The organism is Rhizobium yanglingense (genome assembly GCF_977109285.1).
The window spans coordinates 737,340-756,367 of sequence record NZ_CDSAWY010000005.1 but is presented as its reverse complement, the minus strand read 5'-3'; the positions used below and the strand labels follow the sequence as shown (position 1 = coordinate 756,367).

General features: G+C 60.3%; 13 protein-coding genes, 3 pseudogenes and 2 riboswitches. Of the genes and pseudogenes, 10 read left to right on the top strand and 6 right to left on the bottom strand.

Going from position 1 to position 19,028, the window contains the following annotated elements:
• Positions 1–40: 40 nt before the first annotated feature.
• From ACW4PC_RS13330 to thiB, 4 genes and pseudogenes are all read right to left on the bottom strand, one after another.
• Positions 41–1,585, bottom strand: coding sequence for a M48 family metalloprotease (locus tag ACW4PC_RS13330; protein ID WP_455874109.1), 1,545 nt, complete (start codon positions 1,583–1,585; stop codon positions 41–43).
• 252 nt (positions 1,586–1,837) lie between these two features.
• On the bottom strand, positions 1,838–2,557 hold the full coding sequence (locus ACW4PC_RS13325) for a thiamine ABC transporter ATP-binding protein (RefSeq protein ID WP_455874108.1): 720 nt from the start codon (positions 2,555–2,557) through the stop codon (positions 1,838–1,840).
• A pseudogene (gene thiP / locus ACW4PC_RS13320) lies at positions 2,544–4,182 on the bottom strand (thiamine/thiamine pyrophosphate ABC transporter permease ThiP). The gene ACW4PC_RS13325 and the pseudogene thiP overlap by 14 nt, the downstream one beginning before the upstream one ends.
• A complete protein-coding gene (gene thiB, locus ACW4PC_RS13315) occupies positions 4,182–5,204 on the bottom strand; it encodes a thiamine ABC transporter substrate binding subunit (RefSeq protein WP_455874107.1) in 1,023 nt (340 codons plus the stop codon). The pseudogene thiP and the gene thiB overlap by 1 nt, the downstream one beginning before the upstream one ends.
• A 48-nt stretch (positions 5,205–5,252) precedes the next feature.
• A riboswitch (TPP riboswitch) is annotated at positions 5,253–5,366 on the bottom strand.
• Between the two features lie 96 nt (positions 5,367–5,462).
• Between thiB and ACW4PC_RS13310 the strand changes: the two are divergent.
• Positions 5,463–6,114: pseudogene (locus tag ACW4PC_RS13310) on the top strand (thiamine diphosphokinase).
• 3 nt (positions 6,115–6,117) lie between these two features.
• Positions 6,118–7,945, top strand: a pseudogene (locus tag ACW4PC_RS13305) (ABC-F family ATP-binding cassette domain-containing protein).
• Between the two features lie 91 nt (positions 7,946–8,036).
• Here ACW4PC_RS13305 and ACW4PC_RS13300 read toward each other — a convergent pair.
• Positions 8,037–9,872, bottom strand: coding sequence for an ABC transporter ATP-binding protein/permease (locus tag ACW4PC_RS13300; protein ID WP_455874106.1), 1,836 nt, complete (start codon positions 9,870–9,872; stop codon positions 8,037–8,039).
• A gap of 155 nt (positions 9,873–10,027) precedes the next feature.
• A riboswitch (SAM riboswitch) is annotated at positions 10,028–10,105 on the top strand.
• A 62-nt stretch (positions 10,106–10,167) separates the two neighbouring features.
• Between ACW4PC_RS13300 and metA the strand changes: the two genes are divergently transcribed.
• The 6 genes from metA (at position 10,168) to ACW4PC_RS13270 (ending at position 16,045) form a co-directional block, all read left to right on the top strand.
• The gene (gene metA, locus ACW4PC_RS13295) at positions 10,168–11,091 is read left to right on the top strand and encodes a homoserine O-acetyltransferase MetA (protein ID WP_455874105.1); all 924 of its coding nucleotides are present in this window, start codon (positions 10,168–10,170) and stop codon (positions 11,089–11,091) included.
• A 122-nt stretch (positions 11,092–11,213) separates the two neighbouring features.
• Positions 11,214–12,236, top strand: a complete 1,023-nt coding sequence (locus ACW4PC_RS13290; RefSeq protein WP_455874104.1) for an aldose epimerase family protein — start codon at positions 11,214–11,216, stop codon at positions 12,234–12,236.
• Between the two features lie 112 nt (positions 12,237–12,348).
• Entirely contained in the window at positions 12,349–13,122 is a 774-nt protein-coding gene (locus ACW4PC_RS13285; protein WP_455874103.1) for a GntR family transcriptional regulator, read from the top strand.
• Positions 13,119–14,150 carry an SIS domain-containing protein gene (locus ACW4PC_RS13280; protein ID WP_455874102.1) on the top strand — a complete coding sequence of 344 codons (1,032 nt, stop codon included), beginning with the start codon at positions 13,119–13,121 and terminating at the stop codon, positions 14,148–14,150. Before ACW4PC_RS13285 ends, ACW4PC_RS13280 begins: the two co-directional genes overlap by 4 nt.
• Positions 14,150–15,301: an N-acetylglucosamine-6-phosphate deacetylase gene (nagA, locus tag ACW4PC_RS13275; RefSeq protein ID WP_455875006.1), complete on the top strand. Its 1,152-nt coding sequence runs from the start codon at positions 14,150–14,152 to the stop codon at positions 15,299–15,301. Before ACW4PC_RS13280 ends, nagA begins: the two co-directional genes overlap by 1 nt.
• Positions 15,302–15,316: 15 nt before the next feature.
• The gene (locus tag ACW4PC_RS13270) at positions 15,317–16,045 is read left to right on the top strand and encodes an SIS domain-containing protein (RefSeq protein ID WP_455874101.1); all 729 of its coding nucleotides are present in this window, start codon (positions 15,317–15,319) and stop codon (positions 16,043–16,045) included.
• 55 nt (positions 16,046–16,100) lie between these two features.
• On the opposite strand, the gene efp is transcribed toward ACW4PC_RS13270, so the two are convergent.
• Positions 16,101–16,670 carry an elongation factor P gene (efp, locus tag ACW4PC_RS13265; protein WP_039846444.1) on the bottom strand — a complete coding sequence of 190 codons (570 nt, stop codon included), beginning with the start codon at positions 16,668–16,670 and terminating at the stop codon, positions 16,101–16,103.
• Between the two features lie 151 nt (positions 16,671–16,821).
• Here efp and epmA point away from each other — a divergent pair, with 151 nt between their 5' ends.
• Positions 16,822–17,883 (top strand): EF-P lysine aminoacylase EpmA, encoded by a 1,062-nt coding sequence (gene epmA, locus ACW4PC_RS13260; RefSeq protein ID WP_455874100.1) that lies wholly within the window; start codon positions 16,822–16,824, stop codon positions 17,881–17,883.
• Entirely contained in the window at positions 17,883–18,935 is a 1,053-nt protein-coding gene (locus tag ACW4PC_RS13255) for a lysine-2,3-aminomutase-like protein (RefSeq protein ID WP_455874099.1), read from the top strand. Before epmA ends, ACW4PC_RS13255 begins: the two co-directional genes overlap by 1 nt.
• The last annotated feature ends 93 nt before the right edge of the window (positions 18,936–19,028 follow it).

Genomic DNA, 19,028 nt, shown 5'->3' with positions numbered 1-19,028 from the left:
TCCAGCAGCACAAACTGGCCCGGCGAAAGCCGGGTTCTTTTTATTCGGAAATGATTTTCACGCGGTCGCCGGGCGAGACCGTGCCGCCGGTTGGCAGCGCATTGATCAGTTTGAAGAGGTCGAGCTTACGATCCGTGCCCAGCATGCGGGCCGCCAGCGTTGCGACGTTTTCGCCGGGACGGACGCTGATGACGCGGATCCTCAGAGGCTTCAGCGTTGCCGCCTCCTGCGGTGTCATGCGGCGGAAGCTGGCGCGCAGCACGTCTGCTGTCGGCTGCAGGACGGCACTGCCCTTTGGAACGGCGGTCAGGAAGCGGAAGATCTGCGAATTGTTGCGCACCACGGTCACGTCGAAATCCCAGCGATCCGCGGTTGCACGGGCCGTTGCCGCTTCCATGCCGTTGACGGTGATCGGCCGGATCGTCGAAGGATCGAGGCCGGTGACCCAGCCGCTCGATATGTAGTTCGTCAAGCTTTGGTTGTTGTTGTCGGCAACCCCGTCGAAGCGGATCGCCACGTCTCCCGGACCGGTTGCCATGACGGCTTCGACTTTATTGTCGATGCTGAAATCCGGCGGCACGTCGAAGCGAATGCCGAGACCACCGTGCAGAAAGGTCTGGCCACGAACATAACCTTCCTCCGGACTGTCACCATAGAGAAGACCGTCGATCCCATCGAGATAATAGCCCCGACCCTTGTCTCCGACCGTCCCTTCCTGGCCGAAGGCGCGGGCGTGATCGCGCGCAAGCTCGATACGCTGCACCGAGTTCGGGTGGCTCGAAAGGAAGTCCAGGCTTTGGTCGGCCTCGGGATCGGCGGACATGAAGCGACTATAGGCCGCCATGGAATCGAGGAAGCGAGTGGCGGCGTAAGGATCGTAGCCCGCTTCACCGAGCATGCGCACGCCGATCACATCGGCCTGCAGTTCCTGCTGGCGCGAGAAGGCGGCGAGACGCAGCTTGCCGCGGGCAAGCGCCTGCTTGCCGGCGATGTCGCTCGACAAAACCTCGGCGACGACGCGGCTCGCGATGACCTCCGCCTCTTCGCGCTTCTGGCGTTCGATGCCGTGGTTGGCCGTAACGTGACCCATTTCATGCGAAAGAACAGCCGCGACTTCGGAAGCGTCGTTGGCAAGCGCCAGCAGACCACGGGTCACATAGAGATAGCCGCCCGGCAGCGCGAAAGCGTTGATTGCCGGCGAATTCAAAATCGTGATTCGGTAGGACTGGCTCGGATTTTCCGAAACCGCCGTTAGCGCACCGGCAATGCGCGCAACGAGGCGTTCAGTCTTGGCGTCCTTGTATTCGCCGCCGTAGCTTGCAACGATACGCGGATGTTCGCGCGCGCCCATGGCGGCACGCGGATCGTTCTTCTGCACTTCATCGACGATCTGCGGGCTGGCAGAGGGCGAGACCGTCGGCTGATAGGATTGCTCGAGAATCGACTGGCAGCCATTGAGCGCGACTGCGGCCGCAGACACAAGCAGCGCATGGCGGCTCCACCGGTATGGCGCAGAAAGCACGTTACTGGAGGGCGCGGGGCGTTTCCACGTCGTCATGCTGTCCAGTCTGGCTCTCCGAGTCATCTTGCTTTTCGGCCGGTTTGCCGCATGTCCGATCCGGCCGCTTCCAACGGGGTTCAACAGTCGTCCATCCCGGTTCTCGCACTGCACAGCGGGAAGACACAAGTCATTGCTGTAACTGATTTCCGCATCGGTTGCATAGCGAGACTCTGTTTAATTGTAGCGCCGTTGTATTTTAGCAAGCGTGGCGTCGTTAGGGCGATCTTTCGCTCGGATGAAATTGTGGCGAAAGTGCCATCGCCAGTATGAGATTCGTCAACCGTGCAGAAATCGCCTTAGCGCGGGCATATCTTCCCGCGCGAGATACTCGGTGAGTGGCGCAGCAAGAACGATCGCGCGTTTATCGATAAAGACACCGTAATCGGCGATCCGGCGCACCTCGTCGGGATCGTGCGAAACGATGATCACCGTGTTTTCGGTTTCCCTATGCAAACCAAGCAGCAGTTCGGCCATGCCTGCGCGCAAGCCTGGGTCAAGCGCTGCAAAAGGTTCATCCAGCAGCAGAACGGCGCGCTTTCGCACGAGCGCCCGCGCAAATGCGGCTCGCTGCCGCTCTCCACCGGAAAGCGTTGCGGGCATACGCCGTTCGAAATTGGCGAGGCCGACCTTCTCAAGCGCGTGGGAAATTTTTCTCCGGTCTTCGGCGGCAAGCTTCAACGCCGGATCGATCCCCAGGCCGACATTGGTGAAGATATCAAGATGGGCAAAAAGATTGTTGTCCTGGAAGACGACAGAGACCGGACGTTCCGCCGGATAGGCGGCCGTCACATCGGCGCCGTGCATCAGAATGCGGCCTCTGTCGGGTCTTTCAAAACCGGCAAGCAGATTGAGAAATGTTGACTTCCCGGCGCCGGAAGGGCCGCTTACCGCGACTATCCGGCCGGCCGGCACACGGCAATCGAAATGGAAAGCGTGCGTGCCGAGCATCAAGCGCACGTCCTGCATTTCGATCTCGTCTTGATCAGCGATCGCCATCGCCATTCTCCCGTCTCGGCTGGCCCGCTGTTCCGGCGATTGTCAGCAGCAGGCAAATGATGCCGAGGATCAGCGCAAGGCCGTCGGCATCGTTCGTCCGATAGCTGCCCATGCGGCTGTAGACGAGCCATGGCAATGTGACAAAACCTTCAGAGCCGAAGAGAGCAACGGCGCCGAGATCGCCGAGCGAGAGCGCCATGGCGAACGACAAGGCGGTGAGCAGCGGCTTCTTCAGGCCCGGCCAATCGATCAATCTCAATCGAGCCGCGCGCGCAATACCCAGGCTTGCGGCCAGTTTCTGCGTCCGGCGCTGATGTACAATATAGGCCGGCTCCAGTACGCGCATGACAAAGGGAAGTGCCATGAGCATATTGATGAGAACGACGAGCACGGCTGCAAAGCGCGTCGCATCGCCGAAAGGCCGCAGTGCCATGAACCAGCCGGTTGCGAGTACGATTGGAGGCACGAGCAGGACCATCGATGAAGCACCGCCCATGGCTGTGAAAAAGGACCTGTCGGCAACGCCGCGCCGCCGCTTCGATAAGATTGCATGTCGGGCACGAATCATGGCCATCGAAAGGACGATCGAGAGCAGGGCGGCCGAAAGCGAGATCGCCAAGCTCATCCCGGCTGACTGCCAGAAGATCGGCTGCTGCAGCAGCTTTAAGAGATCGGCGCGCAACCCGGCGGCGATGATGGACACAAGCGGGAGGCCGAGGAAGAGCACGGCGATCAGCAAGAGCAGACTGTCGGCCAATCTGGCACATTGCCCTTTGCCATCAAGCCGCTTGATGTCTTGGCCTTCGGTCAGGCCCTCATCTCTGGCAGGCGGAAAAAGTGCCATCGCGCCTAGGATCATCACCGTCAGCGCGATCTGCAGGAGCGACAACGCGATTGCGCGGCCTGGGTCGAAATCGAAACGGAGCGACTGGTAGATCGCGACCTCGATCGTGGTTGCTGCCGGGCCGCCACCGAGGGTTAGCACCAACGTGAAGCTGGTGGCGCAGAGCATGAAGATCAATCCGGCTATCCCGGGAATGAGCGGGCGGATCGCCGGCCACTCAATGAAGCGGAAGACCGAGCGGGGCCGCATGCCCAGCCCGCTTGCCATCAGCCAGTATTCGGCGGGCACGCGTTCGAGACCTGCAAGCATCAGGCGGCAGGCAAGCGGCAGGTTGAAGAAGACATGGGCGAGAAGGATGCCGGTCAACCCATAGATGCTCACCGGTTCGTCAAGCCCGATCTTCATCATAAGCGAGTTCAACAACCCCTGCCTGCCCCATATCCCGATCAAGCCCAGTGCGCCGATCAGAACCGGCAGGCCCCATAGGAACCGCCATCAGGCGGATGATCCAGATGCGCCCTAGAAAATGCGGCTGGCGAGCGAGCGCGCGTGCGACCGGAATCGCGAAGACGATGGAAAGCGCGGTCGAAAGCAGCGCCTGCAGCAGCGTGAAGCGCAGCACACGCAGAATATAAGGATCGAAAAGAATGCCGGCGATGGCCGCGCCGCCTCCGGCAAAAAGCAACGAGACCGCTGCAAGGCCGACAAACAACGTGACGGCGGCGAGGCTGATCGCCCCGCCGGTCAATGCACGCTGCCGTTCGGCTGCGGTCTGCAGCATCAGTTCATGCTCATCGCCGCAAGCCACTCGTCGATCCAGGCCTTGCGGCTCCTGGCGACCTCGTCGGAGCTCATCAGAAAGGTCTTGGCAGGATTGACGAGCTTGCTAAAGGCATCCGGCAGCGGCTTTGAGGTTGCGGAAACGGGCATCATCCAGTTGTTCGTCGGGATGGTATCCTGGAAGCCGGGCGTCATCATGAACTTCAGGAAGTCGCGGGCAAGATCCTTGTCCGGCGCATTCTTCAAAAGGCCCGCGACTTCGATCTGGATATAGTGGCCTTCCGAGAAGGCTGCGGCCTGGTAGCGATCGGTATTCTCAGCCACCATGTGATAGGCAGGGGATGTGGTATAGGACAGCACCATCGGCGCCTCGCCCTTGGTGAACAGGCCATAGGCCTCGGACCAGCCGGGCGTGACCGTCAGGATGCGGTTCTTGAGTTTGCCCCAGGCTTCCGGCGCCTTGTCGCCGTAAATGGATTTGACCCAGAGCAGCAGGCCGAGGCCCGGCGTCGAGGTTCGCGGATCTTCGATGACGATCTTCTGCGAAGGATCACCTTCGACCAGATCCTTCATGCTCTGAGGCGGGTCCTTGATCGTTTGTGTATCGTAGATGATCGCGAAGTGACCGTAGTCGTAGGGAACGAAGACATCGTCCACGAAGCCGCCCGGCACCTTCAGCGCGCCGACATCGACGCCACTTGCGTCGAACAGGCCGGTCTCCTTGGCTTCGGTGACGAGGTTCGTGTCGATGCCGAGGACGACGTCGGCCTTGGTCGAAGCTCCCTCGAGCTTCAAGCGCGAAAGCAGGGCGACGCCATCGGCGACGCTGACGAAATTGACCGTGCAGCCGCATGTCTTCTCGAAAGCGTCCTTGACCTTCGGCCCAGGCCCCCATTCGGACGTGAAGCTTTCGTAAGTGTATATGGTGAGCGTCTTTTCCGCGCCGTGCGCGGCAGACAAGCCGAGCGTCGCGGCAAAAAATGCTGCGGTCAGCGAAGAGATGATCGATGTGCGGCCGGACATGGCGCGCCTCCTCCTTGAGTTTCTTTTGATTGGGAAAAGGGCGTTGCCGAATGTCACGCGTCTAATCCCTCCGCCGGTGTTAACCGGATCAGGTTCCGCGGGTTGGCTCGATGCCTCTCAGCCGGCATCCTTGCGGACATCCAGGCACCCCGTTAGAGCGTTGGCAGATGTATCGCCATGAAGGCTTTATGACAAGGGCGAAGCGCGCTGACTGTAGCCCCTTTCCCTTGGCCCCTGCTTTGCGCTATGGGCAATGCCATGAGCCAATCCACTTTCACGATCCTGCTCGGCGGCGAACTCGCCCTGACCGAGCGCCTGCGTTCTGCCGTTTCAGGCAGCCGCTTCATCGCAGCCGACGGCGGTATGCGGCATGCAGCAGCGCTAGGCGTGGTGCCGGAGCTCTGGGTCGGGGACTTCGATTCCACGCCGCCGGATCTGGAGGGCGCATTTCCGCATGTCCCGAAACAGCCCTACCCAGCCGCCAAGGCCGCAACGGATGGCGAAATCGCCGTGTCGGAGGCGATTGCGCGCGGCGCACGGCGACTTGTCCTTGCCGGTGCGCTCGGTGGCGAGCGCTCGGACCACGCGCTGCAGCTCCTGCTTTACGCCGTCAGCCTTGCCGAACAGGGATTTCGACATTCTGTTGACCTCCGGAACGGAGGAGGCCGTGCCGCTTCTCGCTGGCAAAATTGAGCTCGATTTGCCAAGGAACAGCCTGTTTTCGGTGTCCGGCTTCAGCGAACTGCATGGCCTTTACATCGAGAATGCCCGGTATCCGCTCATCAATTTTCATTTGCCCTTCGGCTCCTCGCGTACCATTTCCAATGTCGCGGAAGGCAAGGTTCGTTTTACGCTCGGCAGCGGCCGGGCGATCGTCCTTGCCCGCCCTCATGATTTTTCCGGAGTCTGATTTTTGGCCCCTCCCATCCTGAAACTCGACGATATCTTCCTAAGCTTCGGCGGAACGCCTCTCTTGGCCGGCGCGGCCCTGCAGGTCGAGCCGGGCGATAAGATCTGTCTGGTCGGCCGTAACGGGTCGGGCAAATCGACCCTGCTGAAGATTGCGGCCGGGATCGTTGAAGCGCAATCGGGCGAGGTTTTCCGCCATCCATCCTCGACGGTGCGCTATTTGGAGCAGGCGCCGGATTTCGCCGGTTTCAAGACGGTGCAGGCTTATGCGGAAGCCGGTCTTGGGCCGGGCGATGACCCTTATCGCGTGACCTACCTCCTCTCGCATCTCGGCCTCACTGGCGAAGAGGACCCGAAGAACCTCTCCGGCGGCGAAGCGCGACGCGCAGCGCTTGCCCGCGTGCTGGCCCCTGAACCGGATATTCTCCTACTTGATGAGCCGACGAACCATCTCGACCTTCCGACCATTGAATGGCTGGAAGGCGAACTCCAGAAGAGCCGCAGCGCGCTGGTCCTGATTTCCCACGACCGCCGTTTCCTCGAAAAGGTCTCCACGGCGACCGTCTGGCTCGACCGGGGAATGTCGCGGCGGCTCGACCGTGGCTTTGCCCATTTCGAAGCCTGGCGCGATCAGGTACTCGAGGCGGAAGAACTGGAGCAGCACAAGCTCGGCAAGGCGATTGAACGCGAGGAGCACTGGCTGCGCTATGGCGTAACCGCTCGGCGCAAGCGCAACATGCGCCGCCTCGGCGAGTTGCAGACCATGCGCTCGCAGCATCGCGGCCACAAGGGGCCGCAGGGGACCGTGCAGGCTGCGGTGTCCGATGCGCAGGAATCGGGCAAGCTGGTGATCGAGGCGGAAAAGATCACCAAGACTTTCGATGACCGTCAAATTGTTGCGCCGTTCTCAATCCGCGTCCATCGCGGCGATTGCATCGGTCTGGTCGGACCAAACGGCGCGGGCAAGACGACGATTCTGAAGATGCTGACGGGACAGCTTTCGCCGGACGGCGGCACGGTGAAGCTCGGGACCAATCTCGAGATTGCAACGCTCGATCAGAAGCGCGAAGATCTCAATCTGGAGGATACGCTCGCGCACTACCTGACCGACGGGCGCGGCGAGAATCTGCTGGTGAACGGGGAGCAACGGCACGTCACCGGCTACATGAAGGAGTTCCTCTTCCAGCCGGAAGCAGTCGCGCACGCCGATCAGGAACCTGTCAGGCGGCGAGCGCGCGCGGCTGATGCTGGCGCGCATCCTCGCGCGCCCAACCAACCTTCTGATCCTCGATGAACCAACCAACGACCTCGATCTCGAGACGCTGGACCTGCTGCAGGAAATCGTCGCCGGCTTCCCGGGCACAGTTGTCCTCGTGAGCCACGACCGCGACTTCCTCGATCGCACGGTGACCTCGACAATCGCGCCCGCCGTCCCCGACGCGCCTGATGGGCGCTGGATCGAATATGCCGGCGGCTATTCCGATATGCTTGCCCAGCGCAAGGGCGCAATGGAGGAGCGGAAGAAGGTCGAAAAGGCCGCGGAGAAGCCGAAAGCTCAGTCCGCTGCATCCGTGGCAGATGCCTCCAAGGGCAAAGGCAAGCTCTCCTACAAGCAGAAATTCGCGCTCGAAACCCTGCCCAAGGAAATGGCCAAGGCAGAAGCTGAAATCGCCAGGCGCGAAGAAAAGATGGCCGATCCCGATCTCTTCAGCAAAGATACCGCCACCTTCAACCGGCTTGCGGCGGAGATGGAAAAGCTGCGCGACAACCTGACGAAAATGGAAGAAGAATGGTTGGAGCTTGAAATGCTGCGCGAGGAGCTGGAGGGCTGAGGTTCCGTCCTGACGAGGAAAGGCTTCCGCCCTATGTCAGATCGCACAGGTCTTTTCCGTCCTTGGTTCGAACGCATGGTACTGCGACTGTTCAAATGACCGGTGCAGGTGCGTGTGCCGTGCCAGTTCCCGCTGCCGGGGAGGCCGACTGCTCGATCTGCGCCGCCAGTGGATGCAAATGCAACTCGCGCGGATTGAAGGTTTCGAGGTAGGTCTCGGACCGTCCGATATAAATCATGGTGGAATCGGATAGTGTCGCCAGCAGCGCCATCAGGGTCGATTGCCATTCCGGCTCAAGGCCTTCCAGCACTTCGTCGAAGATGATCCAGCGCGGCCGGGCCAGCAGCAAGCGGGCAAAGCCGATCCCCTTCTGCTCGTCGGAGTCGAGCATCTTATCCCAGCGGGCCCGCGTATCGAGACGCGCAATGAGGTGGCTAAGGCCGGCTTTCTGGAGCGCTGTTTCGACGTCCTCGCTCTTGTAGGTGTCCACCGGTTCGGGGAAGGACAGCGCTTCGCGCAGCGTACCACCGGGCACATAGGCCACTTCTGGAACGAAAACCATGCCGTCGGCGGGCGGCAGCCCTATCTTGCCGCTGCCGCAGGGCCAGAGGCCTGCAAGCGCCTGGAACAGCAGCTTGCGGTTCACATTATGATCGCCGTTGATCATCACCTTCTCGCCGGCTCTGATCGTGACATCCGTCTCGCGGACGGCAAAGCCGCCGCACAGATCGATCTCTTCGCCGAGCTTGGCGGCGATCATGAGATTCTTGAGGGTCAGCGTATCGGCGTTATCCTCGTAGGTGATCGCATTCTTCGGATTGATGGGTTCGTCCATGCCGTGCAAAGCATGGCGGAAATCGGTCACGCGCATCAGCGTGGCGCGCCACTCGGCGATCGCGGTGAAATTGGCAACATACCAGCGCAGGGCGGTATTCACCTGGTTGAAGGCGCCGACGGACATCATCAGTTCGCCGAAGGTCAGGCTGCCTGAAAAATAGGCGGGAGCCGCGACGATGATCGGGACGACGATGACCAGCCAGCCGTAACCGGCCGAAACCCAGGTGAGGTTGGTGCTAGCCATGGTCAGCCGCTTCAGGATGGCAAGTACCGAAGTGATATCCTCATTGATCCGCCGGCGTTCGTTTTCCTCGCCGCGGGCCACGGTAATCGCCGGCATGTTCTCGTTGGCATGCATCAGCGAAAAGCGCAGCTCCGCTTCCTTGGAGAAGCGGTCGGCATTCAAGATCACCAGCTTGCGGCCGACGATCTGGCTGAGGATCGAGGCGGATGCCGCATAGAAGATCGCGGCCCAGACCATATAGCCCGGAATGGCAAAGGCGTAGGTGCGAAAATGGAAGACGAAGCCGCTCGAAAGCTCCCAGAGAACGCCGATGAAACTGACGAGCAGGATTGTCGACTGGATGAGGCCGAGCGTGAGGCCGGTCGTGCTTTCTGCAAGGTTGCGGGCGTCTTCATGCAGCCGCTGATCCGGGTTGACCCCGATGAGGCCGGTTGAGGCGAGACGCAGCGCACGCTTGCGCTTCAGCCAGTGATCCACGAGGTCGCGGGTCAGCCCTTCGCGCATATAAAGCGCGGTCATCTGGTTGAGCCACGCCTGGCCGACGTTCATGAGCAATAGCGAACCGGCAATCAACGCGAAGACCTGGAGCTGATGGAAGAATTCGCCGACGTCGCGGCGCTGCAGGGAATCGTAGAACGGTGCGTTCCAGCGGTTCAGAATGACCTGGCCATAGGCCGTCGCCAGGATCACCGCGAGCAAGATCGAGGCGAGAAGCAGAATCTTTCCGCGGACCTTGGAATCCCAGAATGCCGCAAACATCAGTTTCAGGCGGTATCCGAGGCTCAGATCGTAACCTACTCTATCCTGCCCTTGAATGCTCGGCCTGCCTTCGACGTCGTCTGCCATTATGTCCTTCCATGCGGACCATGATGATGCTTGATTAACATGGTGACGCGCCCTGTCCATCAACAGATTCTACCAGTCATTAACGCGTGAGTTACCTTGGTTCAACGCGCGCCCTTCAGAATTGCGATTGATTCGCGTGGGCTCCGGCGCTATTTAGTGTTCTCCGTGGTGATTTGGCCGGCCGGCTTGCAGCCACGTTAAATAAGTCGCTAAAGGGCCGCGTGCGGACCGGTAGCGATTCTTTCGCCGCCGGTTTTTTATTTGCCGGTACCTTTTGCTTTGTTGAGTGACCGCAATGCCCATCAAGATCCCCGATACTCTGCCCGCTTTCGAGACCCTCGTTCATGAGGGCGTGCGGGTGATGACCGAAACGGCGGCGATCCGTCAGGATATCCGCCCTTTGCAGATCGGGCTTCTCAATCTCATGCCGAACAAGGTCAAGACGGAGTTGCAGATGGCGCGCCTTGTGGGCGCTTCGCCGCTTCAGGTGGAGCTCTCGCTGATCCGCATTGGCAACCATAGGGCCAAGAACACATCCGAAGACCACCTGCTTGCTTTCTACCAGACCTGGGAGGAGGTAAGGCATCGCAAGTTCGACGGCTTCATCATTACTGGCGCACCGATCGAAACTCTGCCTTACGAGGACGTGACCTATTGGGCGGAGATGAAGAAGATCTTGGATTGGACCGAGACGAACGTTCATTCGAGCATGAATGTCTGCTGGGGCGCAATGGCGGCGATCTACCATTTCCACAAGGTTCCGAAATACGAGCTGAAGGAAAAGGCGTTCGGCGTCTATCGCCATAAGAACCTCAAGCCTTCATCCGTCTACCTCAATGGATTTTCCGATAATTTCGAAGTGCCGGTTTCGCGCTGGACCGAGGTCCGGCGCGCCGATATCGACAAGTCCTCAAGCCTCGAAGTCCTCATGGAATCCGACGAGATGGGTGTGTGTCTCGTGCACGAGAAAAAAGGCAAGCGGCTCTACATGTTCAATCATGTGGAATACGATTCCACATCGCTTTCCGACGAATATTTCCGCGACGTGAATGCCGGCGTGCCGATCAAGATGCCGCATAATTATTTCCCGCATAACGATCCCTCGCTCGCACCGCAGAACCGCTGGCGCAGCCATGCGCATCTGCTCTTTGGCAATTGGATCAACGAAATTTACCAGACGACGCCCTATAATCTCGACGAAATCGGTACAAAAATCTGAACTGCAGCCGCCGCTGATCTCGTTGCGGCGGCGTTTCTTTTTTGTGTTTGACGGTTGCGGTCATCAACAAATGGAGGCAGGTTCGCGGGCCTGAAACCAACACAGATTTGGGATGGCGAACTATGTCGGAAAAGCTCGAACGGGACGTTTTCGGGACGACGAAAGACGGCGAAACCGTCTATCGCGTCGAGATCAAGGGCGGCGGCCTTACAGCCAAGATCATGACTTGGGGGGCAGTCATCCAGGATCTCCGGCTCGACGGCCATGATGCGCCTCTCCTGCTCGGCTTCGACGACTTTGCCAGCTACCCCTCCCATTCCTCCTATTTTGGTGCAACGCCCGGCCGCTGCGCCAACCGCATCGGCGGTGGCAAGTTTACCCTCGACGGCAAGGCCCATCAGCTCGAGCTCAATGAAAAGGGCGTTTCGCATCTGCACGGCGGCAGCGATAATATCGCCAAGCGCAACTGGACGATTGTCGAGCACGATGCCGACCGTGTCGTCTTGAAGATCGTCGACCCGGACGGTCGCGCAGGCTATCCAGGCAACTGCACGGTCCAGGCGACTTACCGTGTGCATGGCCATGGCGAATTCTCGGTCGTCTACGAGACGACCACTGACCAGCCGACGCTCGCCAATCTTTGCCAGCACGCGTACTTCAATCTCGACGGCCGCGAAGATGCGCTCGGCCACGATATCATGATCGCTGCCGATCATTATCTACCGACTGACGAGAAACAAATCCCGACCGGCGAGATCCGACAGGTCGAAGGCACGGTTTTCGACTTTCGCGAAATGGCCCCGATGAAGCGGTTTGAAGACGGCGAGCAGGCGTTTTACGACCACAATTTCTGCCTTTCGACGGAACGCACGGCCAAGCGCTCCGTCGTACTGGCACGCAGCGTCAACTCCGGTGTCTCGCTGGAGGTTAGAACCACCGAACCGGGCATCCAGTTCTATGCCGGTTTCAAGCTCGACGTTGCGGTCGCAGGCATCGGAGGGCGGAAATACGGGCCCTTCGCCGGCTTCTGCCTCGAAACGCAGGTTTGGCCGGATGCGATCAATCACGAGGGCTTTCCGAATGCGGTGCTACGCCCAGGCGAGGTGCTGCGGCAGGAAACGGATTACATCTTCACGAAAAGCTGATCTTCGCGGACATTCGATCACTTATCAACCTTCGTGCCGCCACGAGGGTTTTCATCTTTGCGGCAGAGATTCAGCTTGAAAAGTGGTTCTAAATAGGTTCTATGGTTATTCCATGGATAGAACCAGTCTGATAGCGGAGCTCAATGCCCGCGGTCTGCGCGACGAAACGATGACGGGACCGCTCTACAAGCGGCTCGCACTGGCGTTGACTGGCCTCATTCAGGAAGGCCTTCTCAAGCCGGGTGCAGCCCTTCCCGGAGAGCGCGATCTCGCAGAAGCTCTGAAGGTCGGCCGCGTGACGGTGCGAACCGCCTATCGTGATCTGATGGCCTCCGGCGCATTGGAGTCGCGTCACGGCAGCGGTACCTTCGTTTCCAGTAAGGTGGAGCGCATGGAGCAGCCGCTCTGGCGTCTTTCGTCTTTCTCGGCCGATATGCGCTCACGCGGCCGTTCGCCGGCGGCAAGGATATTGTCCCGCACGATCAATTCGCCATCGCCGGAAGAATCCTTCCTTCTCGGACTTGGGCAGGATGAGGCCGTTCTGCGCCTGGATCGTCTGCGCCTTGCGGATGGTTTGCCGCTGGCGATCGAGCGGGCGGTTGTGCCGGTCAAGTTCCTCGGCGGCAATGCCGGTGGCGAGGGATCGCTTTATGATGCGCTGGCCGCAAACGGCCACAAGCCGGTGCGTGCTTTGCAGCGGCTAACCGCCGTGACGCTCGATCCTTCATCAGCCTCGATGCTGAATGTAAAGACCGGTGCGCCAGCACTCTTGATCGAACGGATTTCGCGCCTGGAAGACCAGCGCGTCGTTGAATACACCCGTTCGCACTACCGCGGCGATGCCTATGATTTCGTGGCCGAACTGAAAATTGGAGATGACCTATGAGTGAGAACCAGTCGCTGATGCTGCAGGAGGCGGGCCAGTCGCCGGACGTGGTCGCGACGCTCCTTCAAAAGGAGAAGCCGGTTTTCGCCGAAATCGCCAAGCTGTTTTCCTCGGTTCGCCCGAGCGTGGTGACGACGGCAGCGCGCGGCTCTTCAGACCATGCCGCAACCTTCTTCAAATATCTTTTCGAGATCACTGCCGGTATTCCCGTTGCTTCCGTCGGCCCGTCGATCGCTTCCGTCTATGGTGCGGCTCTACAGTTGAAGGATGGTGTTCACTTCACGGTTTCGCAATCCGGCGCCAGCCCAGATATCGTTGCCCTTCAGGATGCTGCCAAGCGTGGCGGCGCGACGACGATCGCCGTTGTGAACGTCACCGACAGTCCGCTTGCAAAGCAGGCAGATATCGTTCTGGACCTCAATGCAGGTGCGGAAAAGAGTGTTGCTGCGACCAAGTCCTTCATCGCCTCGGTTGCCGCGCTCGCCGGTGTCACTGCTGCGATTGGCGGTACGGCCGATCTGCAAGCCTCATTGGAGAGGTTGCCCGAGGCTCTGTCGGCGACTGCTGGTATCGATACGGCTGCCGCAGAAGACGTGCTCTTCAATGCAACCTCGCTTTATACGGCAGGCCGCGGGCCAGCTTTTGCGATCGCGCTCGAGGCCGCGCTCAAAGCCAAGGAAACGTCCGGCCTTCACGCGGAAGCCTTCTCGCTGGCAGAGCTAATGCATGGCCCGATGCGCCTCGTTCAGCCGGGTTTCCCGATCGTCGCCTTCATGCCCGACGATGCGGCCTATGCCAACAACGTTCAGGCACTCGGGCGATTACAGAAGCTCGGCGCAACGACCGTACCGTTCTCGGCGCGGCCGCTTTCCGGCGTCAATCTGCTCGTGCCGACGACCGGCAACGGCCTACTCGATCCGCTCGTGTCGCTTCTCGTCTACTATCGCCTGATCGAGTCAGTTACACGCCGCAAGGGTTTCGATCCAGACAAGCCGGCGAATCTGCTCAAAGTCACGGAGACGATATGATACCCCGCAAGATCTTCACCGGTGCCCGGATCTTCGACGGCGAGAGGTTCCACGACGAAAAGGCGCTGATCGTTGCCAATGGCCGGGTCGAGGCTATTGTCTCGTGCAACGGCTTGCCCGAAGGCGAGACGATCTTGCTTGACGGCGGTGTGCTTTCGGCAGGTTTCGTCGATGCGCAGGTGAATGGCGGTGGCGGGCGTATGCTGAACGATGAGCCGTCGGCAGCTTCGATGTGTATCATTGCCGAAGGTCACCGGCGCTACGGCACGACGGCGCTGCTTCCAACGCTGATCACCGATACGGCGGATGCGACGGCGGCTGCGATCGAGGCCGCAAAGGATGCGATTAAGACCCATCGCGGCGTGGCCGGTCTTCATCTGGAAGGTCCGCATCTGGCGCCTGCCCGCAAAGGCGCGCACCTGGCCGAACTGATGCGCCCGGTCGAAGACAAGGATGTCAAAGCTTTCATCCGCGCCCGTGAGGCGATCGGTACGCTGCTCGTGACGATGGCGGCCGAACAGGTGACGGTCGCTCAAGTTCGCGAACTGAGCGAGGCTGGCATCATCGTCAGCATCGGCCATTCGGATTGTTCGAGCGAAGCTGCAGAAGAGCGTTTCGATGCTGGTGTGCGCGGCGTCACCCATCTTTTCAACGCCATGAGCCAGTTGGGTCACCGCGCACCCGGTCTGGTTGGCGCGGCAATCGACCATCCGTCGACGTGGTGCGGCATCATCGCCGACGGCCATCATGTTGATCCAAAAGCGCTGCGCACTGCACTTCGCGCCAAGCGCGGGGAGGGCAAGCTCTTCTTCGTGACGGATGCCATGTCTCTGGTTGGCTCCCAAAAGGATAGCTTCATGCTGAACGGTCGCACCGTGCGGCGTGAGAAGGGGGGCTTCTGCTCGAAGCTGGTGCTTTCGGACGGCACGCTTGCCGGATCGGATGTCGATATGGCGTCGACCATCCGCTATGGCGTCGCCTATCTTGATCTGACGCTTGCCGAGGCGCTGCGCATGGCAACGCTCTATCCGGCCCGGTTTCTCCGGCTCGATGGTTATGGCCATCTTTCGCCGGGAGCGCGCGCCGACCTCGTGCATCTGACGGATGCGGTCGAAGTCACCGCCACGTGGATCGACGGCGAAGCGGCCTGAAGCAAAGGAAATGCCATGACGGCGGTTACGGATGCCTATTTCTCCAATCTGATCGGCCGTCTTGAGGCTTTGAAGAAAAGCCTTGCCGAACCCATGGAGAAGGCCGCAGCAGTCATTCTCGATGCGGCGCGTCATGACAAGCGCGTTTACGTCTTCGGCACGGGCCATTCGCATATGCTGGCCGAGGAGGTGCATTATCGCGCCGGCGGTCTTGCGTTCACCGTGCCGGTTCTCATCGGCTCCGCGATGCTGCATGAGGGGGCGGTCATCAGCTCGGTCTATGAACGCACGCAAGGCCTCGTTCGGCCGGTGCTGGAGCGCTACGGCATGCAGCCAGGCGACGTCATCATCATTGCTTCGAACTCGGGTGTGAATGCCGCACCAATCGAGGCTGCGGACTATGGCCGCGAGATCGGCGCCAAGGTGATCGCTGTTACCTCGGTTGCCTATTCGAGCGCGATTGCCAATGGCCGCCGCCGGCTCGTGGATATCGCCGATGTCGTGCTAGATAACGGCTTGCCGCCCGGCGATGCCGTGCTCGATCTGGCTGGAAGCGATCTCAAGGTGGGCCCAGTGTCGACGGCTGTCGGAGCAACAGTGCTGAACGCAATCTTCGCTGAAGTTGCCTCAGTACTTTCGAAGTCCGGCGACGCACCAGTCTATCTCAGCGCCAACATGCCGGGAGCTGCGGAGGTCAATCAGCGGCTGGTGAAAAAATACCGGCCGCGTAACCCGCATCTGTAATCAAAACAGAAAGGCCGGCGTTAGGCCGGCCTATCTGTCTGATATGTCCGAAGGATCAATCCTTGGCGCGTTCGACGTAGGAGTTGTCTTCCGTTGCGATAACGACGCGCGTGCCCGCGTTGATATGCGGCGGCACCAGGGTGCGCACGCCGTTCGAAAGCATCGCTGGCTTATAGGAGGACGACGCCGTCTGGCCCTTGACGACCGGTTCCGTCTCGGTGATCTCGAGCGTGACGTGACGCGGCAGCTCGAGTGCCAGCGGAATGCCTTCATGCATCGACAGAATGCAGGTCATGCCTTCCTGGAGGTAGGCCTTCTGGTCGCCCATCGTTTCGTTGTCGACGACAACCTGATCGTAGGTCGCCGGGTTCATGAAGTGGAAACCTTCGCCGTCTTCATAGAGATACTGGAAGTTCACATCCTCAACGAAGGCGCGCTCGACCTGCTCGGTCGTGCGCCAGCGCTCGGAAACCTTTACGCCGTCGACGATGCGGCGCATGTCGACCTGGGTGACCGGCGTACCCTTGCCGGGGTGAAAGTTCTGCGCGGTGAGAACGACGTAAAGTTTGCCGTCTACGTCGAGAACGTTGCCCTTGCGGACCGAAGAGGCGATGACCTTGACCATAAGACTTCCTTGTAACTCGGCTTTTGGCGTCGTAGAGGGATTGTCTGGATGGTCCCGATGACGCCAATTGTTTTTCGTTGGGGCGCAACTAACCTAAAATCCGGCAAAACGCCAGCCCTCGCGTTGGCGGGCCTGGTGATGAAAGCTGAGAATGAACCTTACCAGCGCCAAAGCGTCTCCTTGGTGGACCCCCAGCGTCCACGCGGACCGCCGCCCCTTCCTGATTGGACGGAACGCGATCCAGGTGGCGCTGCGCGGCTACTTCGCGCGCGAGGATTTCATCGAGGTAGATACGGCCACGCTGCAGGTTTCGCCCGGCAACGAGGCACATCTGCACGCTTTTGCAACCGAGGCGCTGACGACGGACGGGCAGGCGACATCCTTCTACCTGCACACCTCACCGGAATTTGCCTGCAAGAAGCTGCTCGCGGCCGGTGAGCAGCGCATCGCCTGCTTCGCGCATGTCTATCGCAACCGCGAACGCGGCCCAGTCCATCATCCCGAATTCACGATGCTGGAATGGTATCGCGCCGGCGAAAGCTATGAAACGCTGATGATGGACTGCGTGCGGATTCTGGCGCTGGCCGCCGAAACCGTCAAGACGCCGAAGCTGGCCTATCGGGGCGCCGAAACCGACCCCTTCGCCGGACCTGAACGCATCAGCGTCGCAGAGGCGTTCGAGCGCTATGCGGGCATCGACCTGTTGGCGTCGGTCGCCGCCGATGGTTCGACGGATCGAGAAGTTCTGGCTTCCGAACTACGCCGGAACGGCATGCGCGTCTCGGCCGACGACGGCTGGGCGGACCTCTTCAGCCGCGTCCTGGTTGAAAAGATAGAACCCCACCTCGGTTTCGGCCGCGTGACCATTCTGGATGAGTACCCGGTTTCCGAAGCGGCACTCGCCCGTCCCTCGGCACGCGATCCGCGGGTTGCGGAGCGTTTCGAGCTCTATGCCTGCGGCGTTGAACTGGCGAACGGCTTCGGCGAACTCACCAATGCGACAGAACAACGCCGCCGCTTTGAGCTCGAGATGGCAGAAAAAGCGCGCGTCTATGGCGAACGCTACCCGATCGACGAGGATTTCCTCGATGCGCTTTCGATCATGCCAGAGGCAAGCGGCATCGCGCTCGGCTTCGACCGGCTGGTCATGCTGGCGACAGGAGCCTCGCGCATCGACCAGGTGCTCTGGGCGCCGGTTGCGGAGTATCGCTGATGAATATCGTCCGGCCGATCAAAAGCGTCGATGACCTGTCGAAAGCCAGGTTGTTGGCCGATCGCGACCGGCTGGCACTGGAAGAGGTCGCCGCACGATATGCGATCGCCCTGACGCCGACCGTCGCCAAGCTGATCGATCGAGCCGACGTCGACGATCCGATCGCGCGTCAGTTCGTGCCGGATGCGGCCGAGCTTGTCGTCACACCTGAAGAGCGCGCCGACCCGATCGGTGATCATGCGCACAGCCCGGTTGAAGGCATTGTGCATCGCTATCCGGATCGCGTGCTGCTGAAGGCCGTGCATGTCTGTCCGGTTTATTGCCGCTTCTGCTTCAGGCGGGAGATGGTCGGTCCTCAAGGTCTCGGTACGCTCGATCCGGCGGCGATGATGGTTGCTTTCGACTATATCCGCAGCCATCCGGAGATCTGGGAGGTGATCCTTACAGGCGGCGATCCGCTCGTCCTTTCGCCGCGACGGCTGGAAGAGATCATGCAGGAGCTTGCGGCCATCGACCACGTGAAGATCGTCCGGTTCCATACACGCGTGCCTGTTGTCGATCCGCAGAGGATCGATGCGACGTTGATCGCCGCGTTGAAAGCGAGCGGCAAGACGACTTATATCGCGCTACATGCCAACCATCCGCGCGAAATGACGATCGAAGCCCGTGCGGCCTGTGGCCGGCTCATCGATGCCGGGATCGTCATGATCAGTCAGTCCGTGCTCTTGAAGGGCGTCAACGACGATGCCGGCGTTCTGGCGGACCTGATGAAGACCTTCGTCGAGACGCGTATCAAGCCTTACTACTTGCATCATCCCGATCTGGCGCCCGGCACCAGCCATTTCCGGCTGACGATCGAAGAAGGCCAGAAGATCGTTTCTTCGCTGCGCGGCCGCATCTCGGGCCTTTGTCAGCCGGCCTATATCCTTGATATCCCCGGTGGTCACGGAAAGGCAGTGATTGGCGAAAATTCTGTCCGGAAGACGGCGGAGGGTTGTTTTTCCGTGTTGGATTACCGTGGCGCAGAGCATTCCTACCCGCCTTCCGAGTGACGTGAAGACACGCGGCGTATCATTTCTGCACTTTCAGCCTGGACACCAATCTTGGCGCCTGAGGCAGGAGTAACGCCTAAGTGTCTGTCAAGA

Bases quoted from the DNA above. Each gene is read 5' to 3' on its own strand.
- ACW4PC_RS13330 (WP_455874109.1), bottom strand. From the start codon at position 1,585: ATGACTCGGAGAGCCAGACTGGACAGCATGACGACGTGGAAACGCCCC.
- ACW4PC_RS13325 (WP_455874108.1), bottom strand. From the start codon at position 2,557: ATGGCGATCGCTGATCAAGACGAGATCGAAATGCAGGACGTGCGCTTG.
- thiB (WP_455874107.1), bottom strand. From the start codon at position 5,204: ATGTCCGGCCGCACATCGATCATCTCTTCGCTGACCGCAGCATTTTTT.
- ACW4PC_RS13300 (WP_455874106.1), bottom strand. From the start codon at position 9,872: ATGGCAGACGACGTCGAAGGCAGGCCGAGCATTCAAGGGCAGGATAGA.
- metA (WP_455874105.1), top strand. From the start codon at position 10,168: ATGCCCATCAAGATCCCCGATACTCTGCCCGCTTTCGAGACCCTCGTT.
- ACW4PC_RS13290 (WP_455874104.1), top strand. From the start codon at position 11,214: ATGTCGGAAAAGCTCGAACGGGACGTTTTCGGGACGACGAAAGACGGC.
- ACW4PC_RS13285 (WP_455874103.1), top strand. From the start codon at position 12,349: ATGGATAGAACCAGTCTGATAGCGGAGCTCAATGCCCGCGGTCTGCGC.
- ACW4PC_RS13280 (WP_455874102.1), top strand. From the start codon at position 13,119: ATGAGTGAGAACCAGTCGCTGATGCTGCAGGAGGCGGGCCAGTCGCCG.
- ACW4PC_RS13270 (WP_455874101.1), top strand. From the start codon at position 15,317: ATGACGGCGGTTACGGATGCCTATTTCTCCAATCTGATCGGCCGTCTT.
- efp (WP_039846444.1), bottom strand. From the start codon at position 16,670: ATGGTCAAGGTCATCGCCTCTTCGGTCCGCAAGGGCAACGTTCTCGAC.
- epmA (WP_455874100.1), top strand. From the start codon at position 16,822: ATGAACCTTACCAGCGCCAAAGCGTCTCCTTGGTGGACCCCCAGCGTC.
- ACW4PC_RS13255 (WP_455874099.1), top strand. From the start codon at position 17,883: ATGAATATCGTCCGGCCGATCAAAAGCGTCGATGACCTGTCGAAAGCC.